The sequence below is a fragment of the Alishewanella sp. WH16-1 genome (assembly GCF_001441695.1).
GTDB lineage: Bacteria > Pseudomonadota > Gammaproteobacteria > Enterobacterales > Alteromonadaceae > Alishewanella > Alishewanella agri.
The window spans coordinates 127,990-141,735 of record NZ_LCWL01000009.1 but is presented as its reverse complement, the minus strand read 5'-3'; the positions used below and the strand labels follow the sequence as shown (position 1 = coordinate 141,735).

The 13,746-nt window shown below is 49.2% G+C and carries 22 protein-coding genes and 1 pseudogene; 7 read left to right on the top strand and 16 right to left on the bottom strand.

Annotation, left to right across the window (positions count from 1 at the left end):
• Window positions 1-8: 8 nt before the first annotated feature.
• The 7 genes from AAY72_RS01775 to AAY72_RS01745 all read left to right on the top strand — a co-directional run bounded on the left by AAY72_RS01775 (window position 9) and on the right by AAY72_RS01745 (window position 5,865).
• A complete protein-coding gene (locus AAY72_RS01775) occupies window positions 9-803 on the top strand; it encodes a sulfite exporter TauE/SafE family protein (protein ID WP_057785362.1) in 795 nt (264 codons plus the stop codon).
• Between the two features lie 19 nt (window positions 804-822).
• The gene (gene lgt, locus AAY72_RS01770; protein WP_057785361.1) at window positions 823-1,629 is read left to right on the top strand and encodes a prolipoprotein diacylglyceryl transferase; all 807 of its coding nucleotides are present in this window, start codon (window positions 823-825) and stop codon (window positions 1,627-1,629) included.
• Window positions 1,626-2,474: a thymidylate synthase gene (locus AAY72_RS01765; RefSeq protein ID WP_057785360.1), complete on the top strand. Its 849-nt coding sequence runs from the start codon at window positions 1,626-1,628 to the stop codon at window positions 2,472-2,474. The genes lgt and AAY72_RS01765 overlap by 4 nt, the downstream gene beginning before the upstream one ends.
• Window positions 2,475-2,544: 70 nt before the next feature.
• Window positions 2,545-3,180 carry a FlgO family outer membrane protein gene (locus AAY72_RS01760; RefSeq protein WP_057785359.1) on the top strand — a complete coding sequence of 212 codons (636 nt, stop codon included), beginning with the start codon at window positions 2,545-2,547 and terminating at the stop codon, window positions 3,178-3,180.
• Window positions 3,177-3,836, top strand: a complete 660-nt coding sequence (locus AAY72_RS01755; RefSeq protein ID WP_008983012.1) for a FlgO family outer membrane protein — start codon at window positions 3,177-3,179, stop codon at window positions 3,834-3,836. The genes AAY72_RS01760 and AAY72_RS01755 overlap by 4 nt, the downstream gene beginning before the upstream one ends.
• Before the next feature lie 174 nt (window positions 3,837-4,010).
• Entirely contained in the window at window positions 4,011-4,700 is a 690-nt protein-coding gene (locus AAY72_RS01750; protein ID WP_057785358.1) for a FlgO family outer membrane protein, read from the top strand.
• Window positions 4,701-4,866: 166 nt separating this feature from the next.
• Window positions 4,867-5,865, top strand: a complete 999-nt coding sequence (locus AAY72_RS01745) for a DUF4382 domain-containing protein (protein WP_057785357.1) — start codon at window positions 4,867-4,869, stop codon at window positions 5,863-5,865.
• Between the two features lie 112 nt (window positions 5,866-5,977).
• On the opposite strand, the gene AAY72_RS01740 is transcribed toward AAY72_RS01745, so the two are convergent.
• The 16 genes and pseudogenes from AAY72_RS01740 to AAY72_RS16640 all read right to left on the bottom strand — a co-directional run bounded on the left by AAY72_RS01740 (window position 5,978) and on the right by AAY72_RS16640 (window position 13,701).
• Complete coding sequence (locus AAY72_RS01740; protein WP_057785356.1) at window positions 5,978-6,181, bottom strand: AlpA family transcriptional regulator; 204 nt, start codon at window positions 6,179-6,181, stop codon at window positions 5,978-5,980.
• Window positions 6,182-6,192: 11 nt separating this feature from the next.
• Window positions 6,193-6,582: pseudogene (ssb, locus tag AAY72_RS01735) on the bottom strand (single-stranded DNA-binding protein); the annotation flags it as partial.
• A 19-nt stretch (window positions 6,583-6,601) separates the two neighbouring features.
• On the bottom strand, window positions 6,602-6,859 hold the full coding sequence (locus AAY72_RS01730; protein WP_057785355.1) for a PapB/FocB family fimbrial expression transcriptional regulator: 258 nt from the start codon (window positions 6,857-6,859) through the stop codon (window positions 6,602-6,604).
• A 3-nt stretch (window positions 6,860-6,862) separates the two neighbouring features.
• A complete protein-coding gene (locus tag AAY72_RS01725) occupies window positions 6,863-7,126 on the bottom strand; it encodes a hypothetical protein (RefSeq protein WP_057785354.1) in 264 nt (87 codons plus the stop codon).
• Window positions 7,123-7,311 carry a hypothetical protein gene (locus AAY72_RS01720; protein WP_156411261.1) on the bottom strand — a complete coding sequence of 63 codons (189 nt, stop codon included), beginning with the start codon at window positions 7,309-7,311 and terminating at the stop codon, window positions 7,123-7,125. The genes AAY72_RS01725 and AAY72_RS01720 overlap by 4 nt, the downstream gene beginning before the upstream one ends.
• Window positions 7,312-7,373: 62 nt before the next feature.
• Window positions 7,374-7,841, bottom strand: a complete 468-nt coding sequence (locus AAY72_RS01715; protein ID WP_057785352.1) for a hypothetical protein — start codon at window positions 7,839-7,841, stop codon at window positions 7,374-7,376.
• Entirely contained in the window at window positions 7,841-8,284 is a 444-nt protein-coding gene (locus AAY72_RS01710; RefSeq protein WP_057785351.1) for a hypothetical protein, read from the bottom strand. The genes AAY72_RS01715 and AAY72_RS01710 overlap by 1 nt, the downstream gene beginning before the upstream one ends.
• A complete protein-coding gene (locus AAY72_RS01705; RefSeq protein ID WP_057785350.1) occupies window positions 8,284-8,913 on the bottom strand; it encodes a hypothetical protein in 630 nt (209 codons plus the stop codon). The genes AAY72_RS01710 and AAY72_RS01705 overlap by 1 nt, the downstream gene beginning before the upstream one ends.
• Window positions 8,913-9,689 carry a hypothetical protein gene (locus AAY72_RS01700; RefSeq protein ID WP_057785349.1) on the bottom strand — a complete coding sequence of 259 codons (777 nt, stop codon included), beginning with the start codon at window positions 9,687-9,689 and terminating at the stop codon, window positions 8,913-8,915. Before AAY72_RS01700 ends, AAY72_RS01705 begins: the two co-directional genes overlap by 1 nt.
• Complete coding sequence (locus AAY72_RS01695) at window positions 9,686-10,480, bottom strand: HNH endonuclease signature motif containing protein (protein WP_082628914.1); 795 nt, start codon at window positions 10,478-10,480, stop codon at window positions 9,686-9,688. Before AAY72_RS01695 ends, AAY72_RS01700 begins: the two co-directional genes overlap by 4 nt.
• On the bottom strand, window positions 10,477-10,710 hold the full coding sequence (locus tag AAY72_RS01690; protein ID WP_057785348.1) for a hypothetical protein: 234 nt from the start codon (window positions 10,708-10,710) through the stop codon (window positions 10,477-10,479). The genes AAY72_RS01695 and AAY72_RS01690 overlap by 4 nt, the downstream gene beginning before the upstream one ends.
• Window positions 10,707-10,973 carry a hypothetical protein gene (locus AAY72_RS01685; protein ID WP_057785347.1) on the bottom strand — a complete coding sequence of 89 codons (267 nt, stop codon included), beginning with the start codon at window positions 10,971-10,973 and terminating at the stop codon, window positions 10,707-10,709. The genes AAY72_RS01690 and AAY72_RS01685 overlap by 4 nt, the downstream gene beginning before the upstream one ends.
• Window positions 10,951-12,459 carry an MT-A70 family methyltransferase gene (locus AAY72_RS01680; RefSeq protein ID WP_057785346.1) on the bottom strand — a complete coding sequence of 503 codons (1,509 nt, stop codon included), beginning with the start codon at window positions 12,457-12,459 and terminating at the stop codon, window positions 10,951-10,953. The genes AAY72_RS01685 and AAY72_RS01680 overlap by 23 nt, the downstream gene beginning before the upstream one ends.
• Window positions 12,456-13,160 (bottom strand): hypothetical protein, encoded by a 705-nt coding sequence (locus tag AAY72_RS01675; RefSeq protein ID WP_057785345.1) that lies wholly within the window; start codon window positions 13,158-13,160, stop codon window positions 12,456-12,458. The genes AAY72_RS01680 and AAY72_RS01675 overlap by 4 nt, the downstream gene beginning before the upstream one ends.
• A gap of 2 nt (window positions 13,161-13,162) precedes the next feature.
• Window positions 13,163-13,531 (bottom strand): hypothetical protein, encoded by a 369-nt coding sequence (locus AAY72_RS01670; protein WP_057785344.1) that lies wholly within the window; start codon window positions 13,529-13,531, stop codon window positions 13,163-13,165.
• Window positions 13,528-13,701, bottom strand: coding sequence for a hypothetical protein (locus tag AAY72_RS16640; protein WP_156411260.1), 174 nt, complete (start codon window positions 13,699-13,701; stop codon window positions 13,528-13,530). The genes AAY72_RS01670 and AAY72_RS16640 overlap by 4 nt, the downstream gene beginning before the upstream one ends.
• Window positions 13,702-13,746: the final 45 nt, after the last annotated feature.

The following is a 13,746-nucleotide window of genomic DNA, read 5'->3' as shown; positions in this document are numbered from 1 at the left end:
AATCACTTTTGTTAAGCATCTTCTTGTTAACCGCCGCCTTAGGCGCCGTAGTGGGTTTACTGGCAGGCTTATTGGGTATTGGCGGTGGCCTGATTATCGTGCCGGTGTTAGTAGTACTATTACCCTTTTTTGATGTTATTCCGGCTGAGCATGCAATGGTGGTAGCGATTGCAACCTCGCTGGCTTCTATTATTATCACCTCAGTGTCATCGGTCCGAGCGCATCATAAACGTAATAACGTGAGCTGGAATATTGCCCTGCCGGTGATGCTGGGTGCCGGAATCGGCGCACTGCTGGTGGGTTACCTGGCACATAATCTGAGTGGTAATACACTGCAATTGATTTTTGGTGTTGCCGTGGGGATACTGGCGCTGCGTATGCTGATTTCACAAAGTACCACTGGCAAAGCTGCGCTGCCCGGTCTGATCCCACTTGGCAGTTTTGCCGCACTGCTGGGTAGCTTTGCTGCGTTACTCGGCATTGGTGGGGGAGCCCTAATCGTGCCGATGCTGAACTATTTTTCTGTAGATATGCGCCGCGCTATCGGGTGCGCCGCGGCCAGTGGTATCGCCATTGCTGTTTTCGGTACAGTCGGTTATGTCAGTGCCGGGTGGCAGCATTATCAGCTTAATGCCGGTTTTATTGGTTATATCTATTTACCTGCTTTACTGGGTGTGATTAGTACCTCCATTTTTACTACTTCCATTGGTGCCAGCCTGACACAAAAGTTACCGGTAATGACCATTAAGCGGGTGTTCGGGATCTTTTTGTTAGTGGTCTCGGCCCGCATGGTATTGGCTTAGAACACATAAAAGGACTGTTATGACAACGACACCGCTGCAATTTCCAGATATTAATCCAGTCCTGCTGGACTTGGGCCTGGTGAAGATCCATTGGTATGGCGTGATGTACCTGGTCGCGTTTGCGATTGCCTGGTGGCTGGCGAACCGGCAGGCGGCGAAAGCCAATTCGGGCTGGAATAAGGAACAGGTCAGCGATTTGTTGTTTTATGGTTTTCTTGGGGTGTTATTAGGCGGACGGATTGGTTATATCCTGTTTTATCAATTCAGCTATTTGCAGCAGGACCCATTATATTTATTTCGGATCTGGGAAGGCGGTATGTCATTCCACGGCGGGTTATTAGGTGTATTGCTTGCGATGGCCTTGTTTGCCCGCAAATACCAAAAACCGTACCTGGCACTGGGTGACTTTGTTGCCCCACTGATCCCGTTGGGGCTGGCTGCCGGACGTATTGGCAATTTTATCAATGGAGAACTGTGGGGCCGGCCAACCGACGTACCCTGGGCGATGGTCTTTCCCACCGGTGGCGATGTGGCGCGCCATCCGTCACAGCTCTATCATGTCGCTCTGGAAGGCATGTTATTGTTTGTTTTGATTATTCTGATTAGACAATTAAAGCCGGCACAAGGCGTATTGGGCGGTGTCTTTTTAGCCGGCTACGGTATCGCGCGCTTTACGGTAGAGTTTTTCCGTGAGCCAGACGCCCATCTTGGCGTGTTGTCACTTGGGATGACGATGGGGCAGTGGTTATGTCTGCCAATGGTTATTGCCGGCTTTGGCATAGTGCTCTACGCCCGGCAACAAGCGCGGCGGGGAGTTAAATCATGAGGCAATATCTACAGTTATGTCAGCGTATTGTTGATGAAGGCATCTGGGTTGAGAATGCCCGTACCGGTACCCGCTGTCTGACAGTCATTAATGCTGATCTGGAATATGATGTTGGCAATAATCAATTCCCGCTGCTGACGACACGTAAAAGTTATTACAAAGCAGCGATAGCTGAATTGTTAGGATACTTAAGGGGTTATGACAGTGCCGCACAATTCCGTGCTATCGGTTGTAATACCTGGAACGCGAATGCCAACGAAAATCAGGCCTGGTTAGATAACCCGCATCGTAAGGGTGAAGATGATATGGGCCGGGTATATGGTGTGCAAGGCCGGCGTTGGCAGAAGCCCGATGGCTCAACTTTAGATCAACTGGCAAAAATCGTCAGCAACCTGAGCAAGGGGATCGACGATCGTGCCGAGATCCTGACCTTTTATAACCCTGGTGAGTTTGAGCTTGGTTGTCTGCGGCCCTGCATGCATACCCATACCTTTAGTTTACTGGGAGATAAGCTGTATCTGACGTCTTATCAACGTAGCTGTGATGTACCGCTGGGACTGAATTTTAATCAGGTACAATGTTTCGTATTACTGGCGCTTATGGCGCAAATCACCGGCCACATAGCGGGTAAGGCCTACCATAAAATTGCCAATGCTCACGTTTACGAAAATCAGCTGGAGCTGTTAAAACTGCAGCTGCAGCGTGAACCCTATCCCTCGCCGCGTTTAACTATTAATCCCGAGATCCGCAGCTTAACCGATCTGGAAACCTGGGTTACCACTGACGATTTCGTATTGCACGATTACCAGTACCATCCGGCAATCAAATACCCGTTCAGCGTCTAGTCAAAAAATCATCTCTTGTTGTGGCCTGTTTTTTGCTAACAGCATTAGTAGTAACCAGCAAGAGGTGATTATGAATAAGCTTTCTGCCGGCCTGCTGCTTAGTGTGTTAATAGCGCTGAGCGGCTGTGCCCGTCAACAGAGTACCGGGTTAACCGTACCGCTGCCCATCAGGCAGGTACAGGCGACGGGTTTAAGTCCGCAACCGTTGGGGTTTTATACCGATCGTTTAGCGGTGCAACTGTTTAATCCGGTGTCAGGTGCTGAAAACCAGTGGCGGCATGGGATTGCCGTAAGTAGTTTTTTGCCGGTACGCCAATTAACCCTGGAAGACAGTAACAGCCAGCAAATTGACCTGGCTAACCAACTGGCTGAAAGTATGCTGACAGCGGCAGTGCAGCGTGGCTATAACGTTATTGATTTACGTTTGCGGGCAGCGGTGTTGCTAAAAGCGGATCATGAACAAGGCTTTTCCCGGTTATTATCGGAACTGCAACACCAGCACCAGGCACGTATCCTGTTAAGCGGAACCTATGCGCCGCAGGAGGATGGTGTGGTAGTCAATGTACGGTTGATTGATATCCAGACTCAGCAAGTGCTGGCGGCAGCAACGGATTATATTCCGGATAATGTCACCTGGAGTGCCGAGAAAATGCTCAAAAGAGGCAATTATTTATATCGAAGTGATCGGATCGGAGAGAAACCATGAAACCTTATTTGTTATTAGCACTTGCTCTGACCGGATTGACTGCTTGTTCGCAAACACCGCCAGCTGCCAAAGTTGTGCCAGAGAATGCTGTTACCATGCGCGGTGAGCTGGCGCGTGAGCAGCGGATCCTGGAGCAGCAGGCATTCTCAGTGCAATCGGCGCCACAACATTTCCGACAGACGCCACTGGTGACACTGGATCATTATGCCCGTAATCTGGTGCACGAATTAATGGCTAATCACCATCGGGTAGAAGAGCAGGCAATGGTCGCGGTGACTGATCTGGCTTTTGTTGAGTCGGATTTACAGCAAGGCTCGGTGTTTTCTAATCATCTGAGCGAAGCTATTATTTACGATCTACATCTGTTCGGTGTGCCGGTATTGGATTTCAAAGTTACTGATTATATTCGGGTGACCGACAAAGGTGACTTTGTGTTAAGCCGGGACTTTAGCGAGCTATCAGCGGAATTGCCAATCAAATATGTAGTAACCGGTACTATCACTACGCATCAGGCGGGGGTGATGTTAAACGCACGGTTAATTCAGATTGATAGCAAAAGAGTGATTTCGGCTGCCCGCACCTTTGTGCCCGCAGCGGTCTACAACGCGATTCTGCAACAAAAGCATGACGCTATTCTAAAGTTAAAACAGGGATAAGCAGCGCATCGTTAGTTTTTTCCGCACCGGTTGTCGCCCTGACAACCGGTTTGCATTTTTCTTTCGCCGTTATCACCTTTACCGCCTTGTGACTTTTCTTCGTCTTTTGCTAAAGTTTAGCCAACATAAGCCGAAAAGAATGCGACATCTTATGTCGGAATCAAGGAGCTAAGAATGAAAAAAGTAAGTCTGGCGCTATTAGGCGCTGTCACACTGTTGAGTGGTTGCTACAGCTATCACAGGGTAGAGGATGGCTACAGCCGTTGTGACAGCAAAGGTAATTGCCATACTGAAATGCGTCGGCATTATCATGATCATGGAAAAGATAGCGGCATTACTCCTCTGCCGACCAATCAACAGGGAGTCAAGCAGAACGGCTGGATGGTGCCGCATCAATATGTCACCAGTCTCAATTCAAACAAGCAGCTGAACGATTATGTTGCGCAAATGGCGATGCAGCTGGTAGAGACCTTTCATTTATTTCCGGTAGAGTCACGGGTGGCAGTTGCCTCCTTTGTCGATTTGGACAGTGAATTAAACCGCACCAATATTATTGGTAATCAGTTAGCAGAAGCCTTTATTCATCAGTTCCAGCAATTTGGTATTAGTGTGGTGGATTTCAAAACGACTCGGGATATTCAGGTAACCCCAAGTGGCGACTTTGTGTTTAGTCGCAATCACAGTCAACTGGATATGCTGCAGCAAATTGATTATGTGTTGTCGGGTACTATGGTATTTACCCCGCGCGGTATTATGGTCAACGCCAGAGTCATCAATTTCCGGACCAAAGTGGTTGCCGCCAGCTCGCAACAGCTGATCCCACACTTTGTGGTAAGTTCGCTTTATCCTTCGATCTTGCGTTAGCGCAAAATAACCAGTACCTGCCAGCGTGACGTAGCATAAATAATGCTTACGTCACCATAAACTTCTTACGCAAGCTTTATTCATCTGTCAGTCAGCAAGGCTCAGCATAATCAAAGGATAACCTTAACTGATATCTCAGTTTACAGGGTGAAAAAGGAGAGTAGAGATGAAAGCGATATTTCCACTGACTTTGATGGGGCTGACAGCGCTTGGCCTAACCGCCTGTGGCTCCGACAGTGATACTGCTGTGCCGGTAAATCAAACTGCGGTGTTCAGCTTTGCGGTAAGTGATGCCCCAGTCACTGAGGCGGCTAAAGTAATGGTTTGTTTCTCTGGAATCGAGCTGGTCGGCAATGGTTTATCGCCACAAAGGTTTACTATCGGTTCCGGTCAGTTTACATCCGATGCGAACGATGAGTGTCGTAACTTAAGTGGCTCGGTAGTCCCTAATACCCGCGGCGTTGATTTACTGACGCTACAGGGAGCGACAGCTGAGGCTCTGATTAGCGCGGCGACGGTACCTGCAGGGAGCTACGGTCAGTTACGTTTAGATATTGCAGCTGGCAGCTATGTTGAGAAGCTTGACGGTAGCCGCGTGCCGCTATCAGTGCCTTCCAATCAACTTAGGTTGCAAGGGCCAGTCCTGTCTGCGGGCGGCACCTTTAATTACACCCTGGAGTTCGATTTACGCAAAGCGCTGGTCGATGCTAATCCATCCGGTAACAACAACCCGGCGACACCGGATTATTTATTAAAACCTACCGGGTTAAGGTTAGTGGATAACAGCACTGTCGGTCATTTGCAGGGTGAAGTGAGCGAAGGTTTTTTACTCAATAACCAATGTACTGTTAATCCTGCTGATGAACGGGTAGCGGTAGCCAGTATTTATCTATACAGTGGCGCGGATAGGCCGCTGCTGGAGTTATCTGATAATGGTGGTAATAACACCTATCAGCCGTATGCCAGCACAGCGGTATTTTTTGATAATTCACAAACTCGCTACAGTTATCGCTTGGGTTATATTGATGCCGGTACTTATACCGTAGCCATTAGCTGTGATACGCAGGACGATCCCGAGCAACCTGATGACATCACATTTATTAGTGCACAGAATGTGACGATAAGCAGTAGCTCGCAGCCGCAAACAGTGAACTTTGGCGACTAATTTCATGTCAGGCCTGGCTGCCCCAACAGGAACCGACAAGCCGCATTTTTAGCGGCTTGTAGCCTGTATTTTTCATTCTGTGTTATCACCTGTGTTATCATTATTGTGCGCTTCAATTTTTTGACGCTTCCAGATCCGAGTCATTAGCGGCTTTACGTTTCAGGATCCAAGCCTCGATATCGGCCTTATCCCACGCCACAGATCTGGCACCCAGTTGAATAGGTGCCGGCGCTTGTTTGCTGTTAATTAAACCGTACCAGGTGGTTTTACCCACCGGCACCATTTTCAACACTTCGGGCAATTTGATTAACTGCATCGTTATCTCCTGTATCCGCCCTGATTATTGTTGCGTTGACCCTGCGCTGCCGCCGGTTGTTGTGGCTGGCCATCCAGCATTTGCAGTTCGTTCGCCACAATCTCAGTGGTGTAACGTTCTACGCCTTGTTGGTCCTGCCATTTTCGGGTTTTCAGCTTGCCCTCGATGTACACCTTTGAACCTTTGCGAAGGTACTCGCCGGCGATTTCTGCCAGCTTGCCGTACATTACCACTCTGTGCCACTCGGTTACCTCTTTTGGCTGGCCGGTGGCTTTGTCTTTGTAGGTTTCGCTGGTGGCAATGCTCAGGTTTGCTACTGCGCCGCCCTGGGGCATATAACGAACCTCCGGATCCTGCCCCAGATTGCCGACCAAAATAACCTTGTTGATGCCTCTTGCCATTTCTAATCCTTAAAACTTATCAGTTAACTGATTTAAAGCGCGCCCAGTCGAGTTCTTTTATTTTCTCAACTGTGGCCGCTGTGTAATTTAGTGTTTTTAACGCCCGGGTAAAGTTGCTTAGCGGTACACCGTTAACTGCTGCTGCAGTGGCATCGGCCAGCCCTGTTACCAGGTGGTCTTTTAATGCTGCTTTGATATCCTCGCTGCTGATGCGCGTTAGGCTAATCAGCAGTTCGTATCGCTCCGGGCTTTCGCTGCCTTGGGTGATATAGCGCATCACTTACCCCGTATGCGGCAGCATTAGCACCAGCTCACCAGTGCGTTTTGCCTCGTTGATTTCGTTATTAGCTTCATTCCAGCCAGCAGTTTTGCCGGCTCGATAAGCACTGTCATGGAGCCTTGCTATTCTTGTTTCTGCATCGCGCCATGGCGTTGCCGGGCACAAGACACCGCAATCAATGCATTCGACGGTATCGCAACGCATACGCAAATCGTCAGCCTGGTGTTTCAGTTTCTTGCTGCCACAAATTATGCACTGGCTCATGCTGCACCTGCCTTATCTTCACTAACAGCTTTGCCAACTTTAATCGCATACATTGGTTCATAATCAGGGTTTAATGCCGTTGCGCACCATATAAAGCAGCCAAACAGCAACTCCATAAAATCCAGTGCAATCTCGCCAATAAAACCGCCTTTAGCTTTTATTCCTGGTGCAACTTCATCACTCATATCAATCCAGCAGGGTATGCCGTGTAAACTGCCGTGGTGTGTGGCTTTGAACTTGTATTCCATCACTCCCCCTTAGCCTGCTGCCGTATTTTGCGACTAACATAGAGCTCAGCTAAATCAATAATTTCATCATCGCTTAAACCGAGCTCACCGTTATAGCCTTGGCCAGTTGCATTTACACCGGCAATGAAAGCCTTGCGGCCGACAACTGCGTCATGTTCTGAAAGGCATTGGGCTGGTGTTGAACCTATCGCGCCGATCAATGCGTCTGCTTTTTCTGCCATATCCATTAGCATTTTTTCGCTTACTCTGCCGCGCAGGTGGTGTGATGCAAAACCAAGAGCCTCTGCCGCCTCTTTTGCCGGCTTAAGCAACTGCTCAACCTGCACCTTTAACTCAGCTGTTGCTACACGCTCAAGCGCTGCTGCAAATTCAAAGGCATACGGATTTAAATCCATTGTGCCATCCGGCTGCTCTTTCAATTTAAAGCCGTTGGCAAGCGCCAGTTCTTTTATTGTTTCTTTGTTCATCACTTACCATCCTTAAACTGATGCAGCGCAGCCTTTGGCACAGCCAACTCAACCATCCATATTTTCAGGTTTACTTCGTTGCCAGTTGGCTCTTGCGTCCAGTTGATATAATGCTTTTTGCCATCACGACCTTTGCATGGGTCGAGTATTGCTATTTCATCACCGGTGCAGTCGATGATTATGTTGTGCATACCGGCTTCAATATTTAGTGACGGCACTGCTACAAGATATGCGCAACCCCAATCGCAATTATTATTGTAAGGGTTTGAATTGACAGTGTGCTGGATCCCTTTGATTGCTAAGTAATCGCAAGGGTTTAGATCCCTATTGAAATATCCTTGGTGAAACTCATTAATCACTTTATCAACCGGTATGCCGGTTAACATGGCAAGGCATGCAGATGTGCATGTATCTGATGTTGGTTGCTGAATAAGACTTAACATCACGCACCTGCCTTAGCCTGCTGGCGTAGTTCATTCGCTGCAAATTGATTCATTGTCAGCCAAATCTCTTTACACAAATCCCATGGAACAGAAACAGTTAAGTCTGAAACGCCGTTTTCTCCCGATTCACCGCCGCACATTTCGCAGTCGTTAGCAGGGCCATTGTTGTAGCACTCTGGACAGCAGCGAGCGCCCTCTATAGTGAATTTGAATTCACCGATACAGCCTGCCTTGGCTTTCTTTGGTATTCCTGCCTGCTCAAATGCTAACGCCTTAACCTCTGCATCACGGGCGGCAAGGCATTTGTGGCTTTCCTCTTCGTGAATTGGTACGCCTAAAATTGCTGAAGCACAAACAACTTCAAACGTAGTCCTTTGCAACTGCTCAACCTGCGCCGCCAAGGCAGAGTTAGTATCGTGATAATTACTAACCATCTCCTGCTCAGCGGATAACTCTTGCTGCAACTGCTCAACCTGCGCCTTTAGCTTTAATATTTCCTGCAAGTCAGAAACTGCGTGGACACTACCAACACGGTTAGGCATGGGGCTGTAGCTACCAGAGGGGTATTCGCCAACGTGATTGGATCCGTTCGCCGCTAACAGCATTTGGTTTATTTTGTTGTTATCCATCAGTTGGCACCCTTAGTTGATCTATCAAGGCGTTCAATTTCGGCAAGAATTAATGCCCCAGCTCTTACTAAATTGCTTCGCTTATCTTTTGGTTTCCACCAATCTTTCGACCAGGGCCAGTGCGGAGGTGGGGAACTTTCAGGGTATGCTTGTGTGTAGTTTGCGTAACATGACGCAGCAGCAGCCAGCTCACCAGTGTCGTGCTGGTCATCATGTTCGTGTGACCAACCCTCAATGTTGAATTGGCGTTTACGCTCTAAAATTACATCAGTTGCAGCTTTGGCTGGTATGGCGCCGAAGATTCCTAGTAGATGGATATAAGCGTCAGCGAATCTTTTTACTTGAGCCTCCAATCGTTCTTTATCTGCCTTTAAAATATCCCGTTCATGAATCAAAGCCTGATATCCGCTATCACTAGGTTTAGCTGCCAACTGATTGTCAAGAACTGTAACGGTTTCTGTTAACTCAACCACGCGCCGAGCTAACACCTCATTACTTGCCGGCTGATTTTTATCATCCAGCAAAACAAACTGTTCATCGGCCATTATCGGGTGAAGGATCCAGTCGTCGTCTTGCTCTATTTCAACGTACAGCACCGCCGGTTCGTCGCTGAGGTCTATAAAGCAGTTGTCCGGATCCGCAATAACGCCTATCTGCATAACGCTATGGCCCAAGCCGTTAAGCTCGGTGGTAATTGCTACGCGGCATTCAATCAGCGCATTCAAGCCGAACTGGTCAATGGCCTGTTGGCCGGTAAGAATTTGTGGGGTTTTCATGCTGCCTGCTCCCGTAAAATTTGGCTGCGCTTCATAGTTAAATCTGCCAGTAACACTGCTGCTTGTTTAGCTTCGGCGGGTACTGTGCCCATGCCTAATTTGTTGATCACCGCTTTTTGCGCCCGGGTAACCAGCATCAGGTTATCGATGTGCCAGTTGGTGCGGTCGTTATCTTTAAACCAAAGGCAGTGGCCTTTTGGTACTGGCCCGTGGTGCTTTTCCCACTCTATAATGTGCTTCATGCGCCACGTGCGGGGTTCGGCAACCTTAACCATTACATAACCGTCTTTGCTGCAAATACGCTCGGAGCCTACTGGCCGGTGATTGACTGGCAGATGGCCTTTTTTAAATTGGTTGCTTTGAGCTCTACCACCAGGCTGCCAGCCTTTTAATCCGGTATTGTGTGGTTTATGCCCCTTTTCAAAACACCCTGTGCGGCCAGACTTAACGCTGTGGTTGCGGGTAAAGCCACGTATTTGCTTAACGGTTTTGTTGTCGTTAAAGCGCTTATTAAATTCTTCTGTTAGCTGTTCTAAGGTCCATTTTTTATAGCCCTCTGCGATAAAAGCAGCTTGTTCTGGCGATACAAGGCGGTACCTGCCGCGCAGAATAGAGCCGGTTTTGCGGCCACAGCGAATTTTGTTATTGCTTAGGGCGCCTTTAATCTGCTTAGGTGTTTTATCTGTGCCAAATTGGTGATTAAACGCAACGGTTAAATCGGGTATGCCCATTTTTGGATAAGTTGCCCTTAAAAAATCGAGCATTTTTTCTGAGTAAACGCTGCGAGTCATTTGGTTTTTACCTCTAACAGTTCGTGTGGCCGGTGCATATTGCCGCTGTCGTATTGACGCTGGGCATCCAGTACCAGCCGGGCATTACTGATCACTTCTTTTGCAACTGAGGTTATGGCGTTACTGCGTTCAATTTCTTTGGCCAGTTCTTCGCCCTTAAGCTTTTCATCACCCAGGCGCTCAAGCTGTGCAAACAGGTGGTTGTTTAAGTCGGATAATTTGTTTTTCATGCTGCAGTTCCTTGTAATGGTTTACCAAAAAGCGCCAAGTTCCAAAGTGCTGATTTCGATACTTTCCTGCCACTAATTGCTAAAACCCTAATTTTACGGCCCGGCAATGGGGTTACCTGGCAAGTGTATTTCTTAGAATTTCGAATGTTGAATAACTTGCCCGATGCTTCAACTGCAGAAATAGATAGCTCATTAGCCAGCAAGCTTGCGGTGTATGATCTGCCCGTTGAAAGCATATGCTCAGCAACTAATAGGGTTTTCATGCTGCTGCTCCTTATGCAGTTTACGGATCCGCGCTTGTACTGCCGCTACTACGGTGCTTTGTAGGTGCGGTAGCTTTAATGCGGCTTGGCATTGTTCCAGAGTAAAGGTTTTAACCTTGGCTACTTTGTCGGGAACGGTTGGCGCGTAGGTGGCGTTACCACCGTAAAAGCCGGTAAAAAATGGGTGTGCTTCGCCCTGCGGTTCGGCCTCTGGGTCTGACTGCAGTAGGGCGTCTAACGCTGCCAGTGCTTCTGGCCAGTTGGTGTATTCGCCTACATCTTTACCCTGGTAAAAAACCACCAACGTTGGCTCGTAGAAATAGCCCTTTTTAAAATCGCCAGTTGTTCTAATGCCTATGCCATTGATCTTGCCGGCACTGAAATAGCCTTTTGCCCAAATAGCATAGCCACTGCGACTAATTCCGGTGTCGGGGCATTTCGCGCTTATCGTTCTGACGTTTTGCGGTATTTGCAGTTGATCAAAAAACACTTCGGCATCATCAGATTTAACCTTGCCAGTTTTGCTGGTGATAACGGCGGGTGCGGGTTCGGCTTCTGGCTCTGGTACCGGTTCAGTTCCTGCTGCCATTGCTTCATCGAAGTGTTCAAACATAGCGGTTTGTTCTTCGGTTGTTTCAGTCGCTTCTGGCTGCACGGCCGCAACCACTTCACCCGCTTTGGTTACCATGCCGGGTTCGTCAAACGCCAAAACTGCGGCGCGGATTTGGCTGGTGGTGTAGCTGCCGCGCTTACCAAACATACCGTCTAACTGCAGCATTAACGCCAGGTGGTCACCGGTAAAGGGCAGTTTGCCACTGGCCAGCTGATCTGCTATTTGTTCGCTGGTGAACTCAACCGTAGGTATGGTTAGCGCTTTGGTACCGCCATCAATGTCGGTACCAGTTTCCTCGACGCATTTTGTCGCGGGTTCATTGCCTGCGATATCAACAGAGCTTTCGACCTCATTACCAAACACATCCCAGCCGGCCGGTGCAGTTCTGGCGAACATTTCAAGGCGGGGCAGGTCGCCGCACAGCTTTACAATGTCGTCGCGGAAGATGCCTGGCTTTTCTGAGTGTTCGCCCACGGGTTCATCACGCACTTGGCGAATGCTTTTGCACACCGATTTAGGTTTGCTGCGCACGGCCAGCAATGCACACTCAGCACCGCCGCGGGTCCAGTAGCCCATACCAAAGTGCGGGATCAGGTTTGTGGATAGTTTGCGCCAGATAAACGCATTCATATTTTTGATGGTAAAGCCCCAGGCTTTAACCAGATCCAGCGCCTCTTGTGGCTGGCTGCTTACGTACCACATGATCAGCACACAGTCTTTTTCGCACAGCGCCGGCACATCGAGGGCTTTTAACTGCTCCAGCGACATAACATTGTACTTAGCTGCAGCGCCTGATTTCATGCTGCCGCCAGACTTTACGCTGTTAAATTGCCATGGCGGATCGGCGTAGATGATGTTGTATTTTTTGGTCATGCCGGCATCCGCTCTTGCTGCAGGGCAATAACCGCCAGATCCATTTGCAGTTCATCCAGGCAGCGGCGTAGCTCGGTGCTTTTTGGCGATAACAGCATTTGGCAGTAGTTAATGGCCCGCTGTTTGGCGGTAATGTTATCTACCTGGTGAGTGTCGCCACGCTCTTGCTCGGCTTCAAACTCTGCGGCCATAGCGCCCAGATCATAGGTGGCGGGTTCGAATTCCGGCGCGGTGGCAAAGCTGGTACCGAGCTGCTGTTCTGCAATATCAATATCCAGCTCGGTTACATCATCATCTGCAGCAGAAGCCTCGGTGGCCATTTGCTCTAATGCATTTGCCTCTGCAGCGGCCAGTTCGCCATCAGCTACTGTGCATGCGGTATCCCATTGATTGTTTAGATCGGCATCATACTTTGCTTGCTCGGCATCATCTGCCAGCGCTAACAGGCTATTGGCGGCTGGCTGTTCATCAAGAAACTGCAGCTTATTGGTGCAGGTTTTATACATGCCGTTGCTTTGCTTCCAGATCAGGCGTTGTGCCAGCATGTCGCGTAGTAGTGCGTCCATGCGCTCGTGCGTTACGCCAATATGCTGGCGCATCGCTTTAAGGCTTCTGGCCGTGGTTTGGCAAAAGGCCATTAGTTTTTTGCTGTGTGCGCACAGTTCGCCCGGCGCTGCCATTTTTAGTGCTGCATTAGTCATGGTTAGTGCTCCGCAATCTCGGTGGTTTCAGATTCGATAAGGTTTACAGCTGCCAACGTCAGGCAAAATTTGCCTACATAGCATTTCAGCAGGCTTAACTGCTCCAGCTGGCGGGCCAGTGCCAGGCCACCGCCTTTAACCGCCACACCGCACTGCTCAAAGAAAATAGGCGCCACAGCGTAGTGCACTCGATATGTGCCGCGTTGCGCTTTAACCATGCTAGCCAGCGCCCATAGCGCCGCTTTTTGCTGAGCAGTTAGCGTGTTGTACCGGCTAACCAGCTCCCAGCCTTGCGGGTGGTTTTGGATAACCATTGGCACTGTAGATGCGGCTTTTAACTGCGCAGCCTGGGTTAGGGTGGTGGCGATCATTTTAAGGTTTCCTCCATTTGCTGCAGTTGCTCAACGCGGGCGCCGATTGCAAGCTGAATGTATTGGTAAGCACTGTTCGCACCGCCGTGGCTGATCATCATGCGCAGGTCTTGCTCTGTGATGATTTCTGCCAGGCGCTGCAGTTCGGTAATGGCGTTAGGCTGGTTCATTAGCGCCCCCATACCACGGCTGCAACAAACAGCACGGTTACTACA

Coding starts and splice junctions, on each gene's coding strand:
- AAY72_RS01680 (WP_057785346.1), bottom strand. CDS start 12,459: ATGACCAAAAAATACAACATCATCTACGCCGATCCGCCATGGCAATTT.
- AAY72_RS01755 (WP_008983012.1), top strand. CDS start 3,177: ATGAAACCTTATTTGTTATTAGCACTTGCTCTGACCGGATTGACTGCT.
- AAY72_RS01710 (WP_057785351.1), bottom strand. CDS start 8,284: ATGTTAAGTCTTATTCAGCAACCAACATCAGATACATGCACATCTGCA.
- AAY72_RS01700 (WP_057785349.1), bottom strand. CDS start 9,689: ATGAAAACCCCACAAATTCTTACCGGCCAACAGGCCATTGACCAGTTC.
- AAY72_RS01690 (WP_057785348.1), bottom strand. CDS start 10,710: ATGAAAAACAAATTATCCGACTTAAACAACCACCTGTTTGCACAGCTT.
- AAY72_RS01720 (WP_156411261.1), bottom strand. CDS start 7,311: ATGAGTGATGAAGTTGCACCAGGAATAAAAGCTAAAGGCGGTTTTATT.
- AAY72_RS01730 (WP_057785355.1), bottom strand. CDS start 6,859: ATGCGCTATATCACCCAAGGCAGCGAAAGCCCGGAGCGATACGAACTG.
- AAY72_RS01685 (WP_057785347.1), bottom strand. CDS start 10,973: ATGAAAACCCTATTAGTTGCTGAGCATATGCTTTCAACGGGCAGATCA.
- lgt (WP_057785361.1), top strand. CDS start 823: ATGACAACGACACCGCTGCAATTTCCAGATATTAATCCAGTCCTGCTG.
- AAY72_RS01765 (WP_057785360.1), top strand. CDS start 1,626: ATGAGGCAATATCTACAGTTATGTCAGCGTATTGTTGATGAAGGCATC.
- AAY72_RS01715 (WP_057785352.1), bottom strand. CDS start 7,841: ATGAACAAAGAAACAATAAAAGAACTGGCGCTTGCCAACGGCTTTAAA.
- AAY72_RS01670 (WP_057785344.1), bottom strand. CDS start 13,531: ATGATCGCCACCACCCTAACCCAGGCTGCGCAGTTAAAAGCCGCATCT.
- AAY72_RS16640 (WP_156411260.1), bottom strand. CDS start 13,701: ATGAACCAGCCTAACGCCATTACCGAACTGCAGCGCCTGGCAGAAATC.
- AAY72_RS01740 (WP_057785356.1), bottom strand. CDS start 6,181: ATGCAGTTAATCAAATTGCCCGAAGTGTTGAAAATGGTGCCGGTGGGT.
- AAY72_RS01705 (WP_057785350.1), bottom strand. CDS start 8,913: ATGGATAACAACAAAATAAACCAAATGCTGTTAGCGGCGAACGGATCC.
- AAY72_RS01745 (WP_057785357.1), top strand. CDS start 4,867: ATGAAAGCGATATTTCCACTGACTTTGATGGGGCTGACAGCGCTTGGC.
- AAY72_RS01675 (WP_057785345.1), bottom strand. CDS start 13,160: ATGACTAATGCAGCACTAAAAATGGCAGCGCCGGGCGAACTGTGCGCA.
- AAY72_RS01695 (WP_082628914.1), bottom strand. CDS start 10,480: ATGACTCGCAGCGTTTACTCAGAAAAAATGCTCGATTTTTTAAGGGCA.
- AAY72_RS01725 (WP_057785354.1), bottom strand. CDS start 7,126: ATGAGCCAGTGCATAATTTGTGGCAGCAAGAAACTGAAACACCAGGCT.
- AAY72_RS01760 (WP_057785359.1), top strand. CDS start 2,545: ATGAATAAGCTTTCTGCCGGCCTGCTGCTTAGTGTGTTAATAGCGCTG.
- AAY72_RS01750 (WP_057785358.1), top strand. CDS start 4,011: ATGAAAAAAGTAAGTCTGGCGCTATTAGGCGCTGTCACACTGTTGAGT.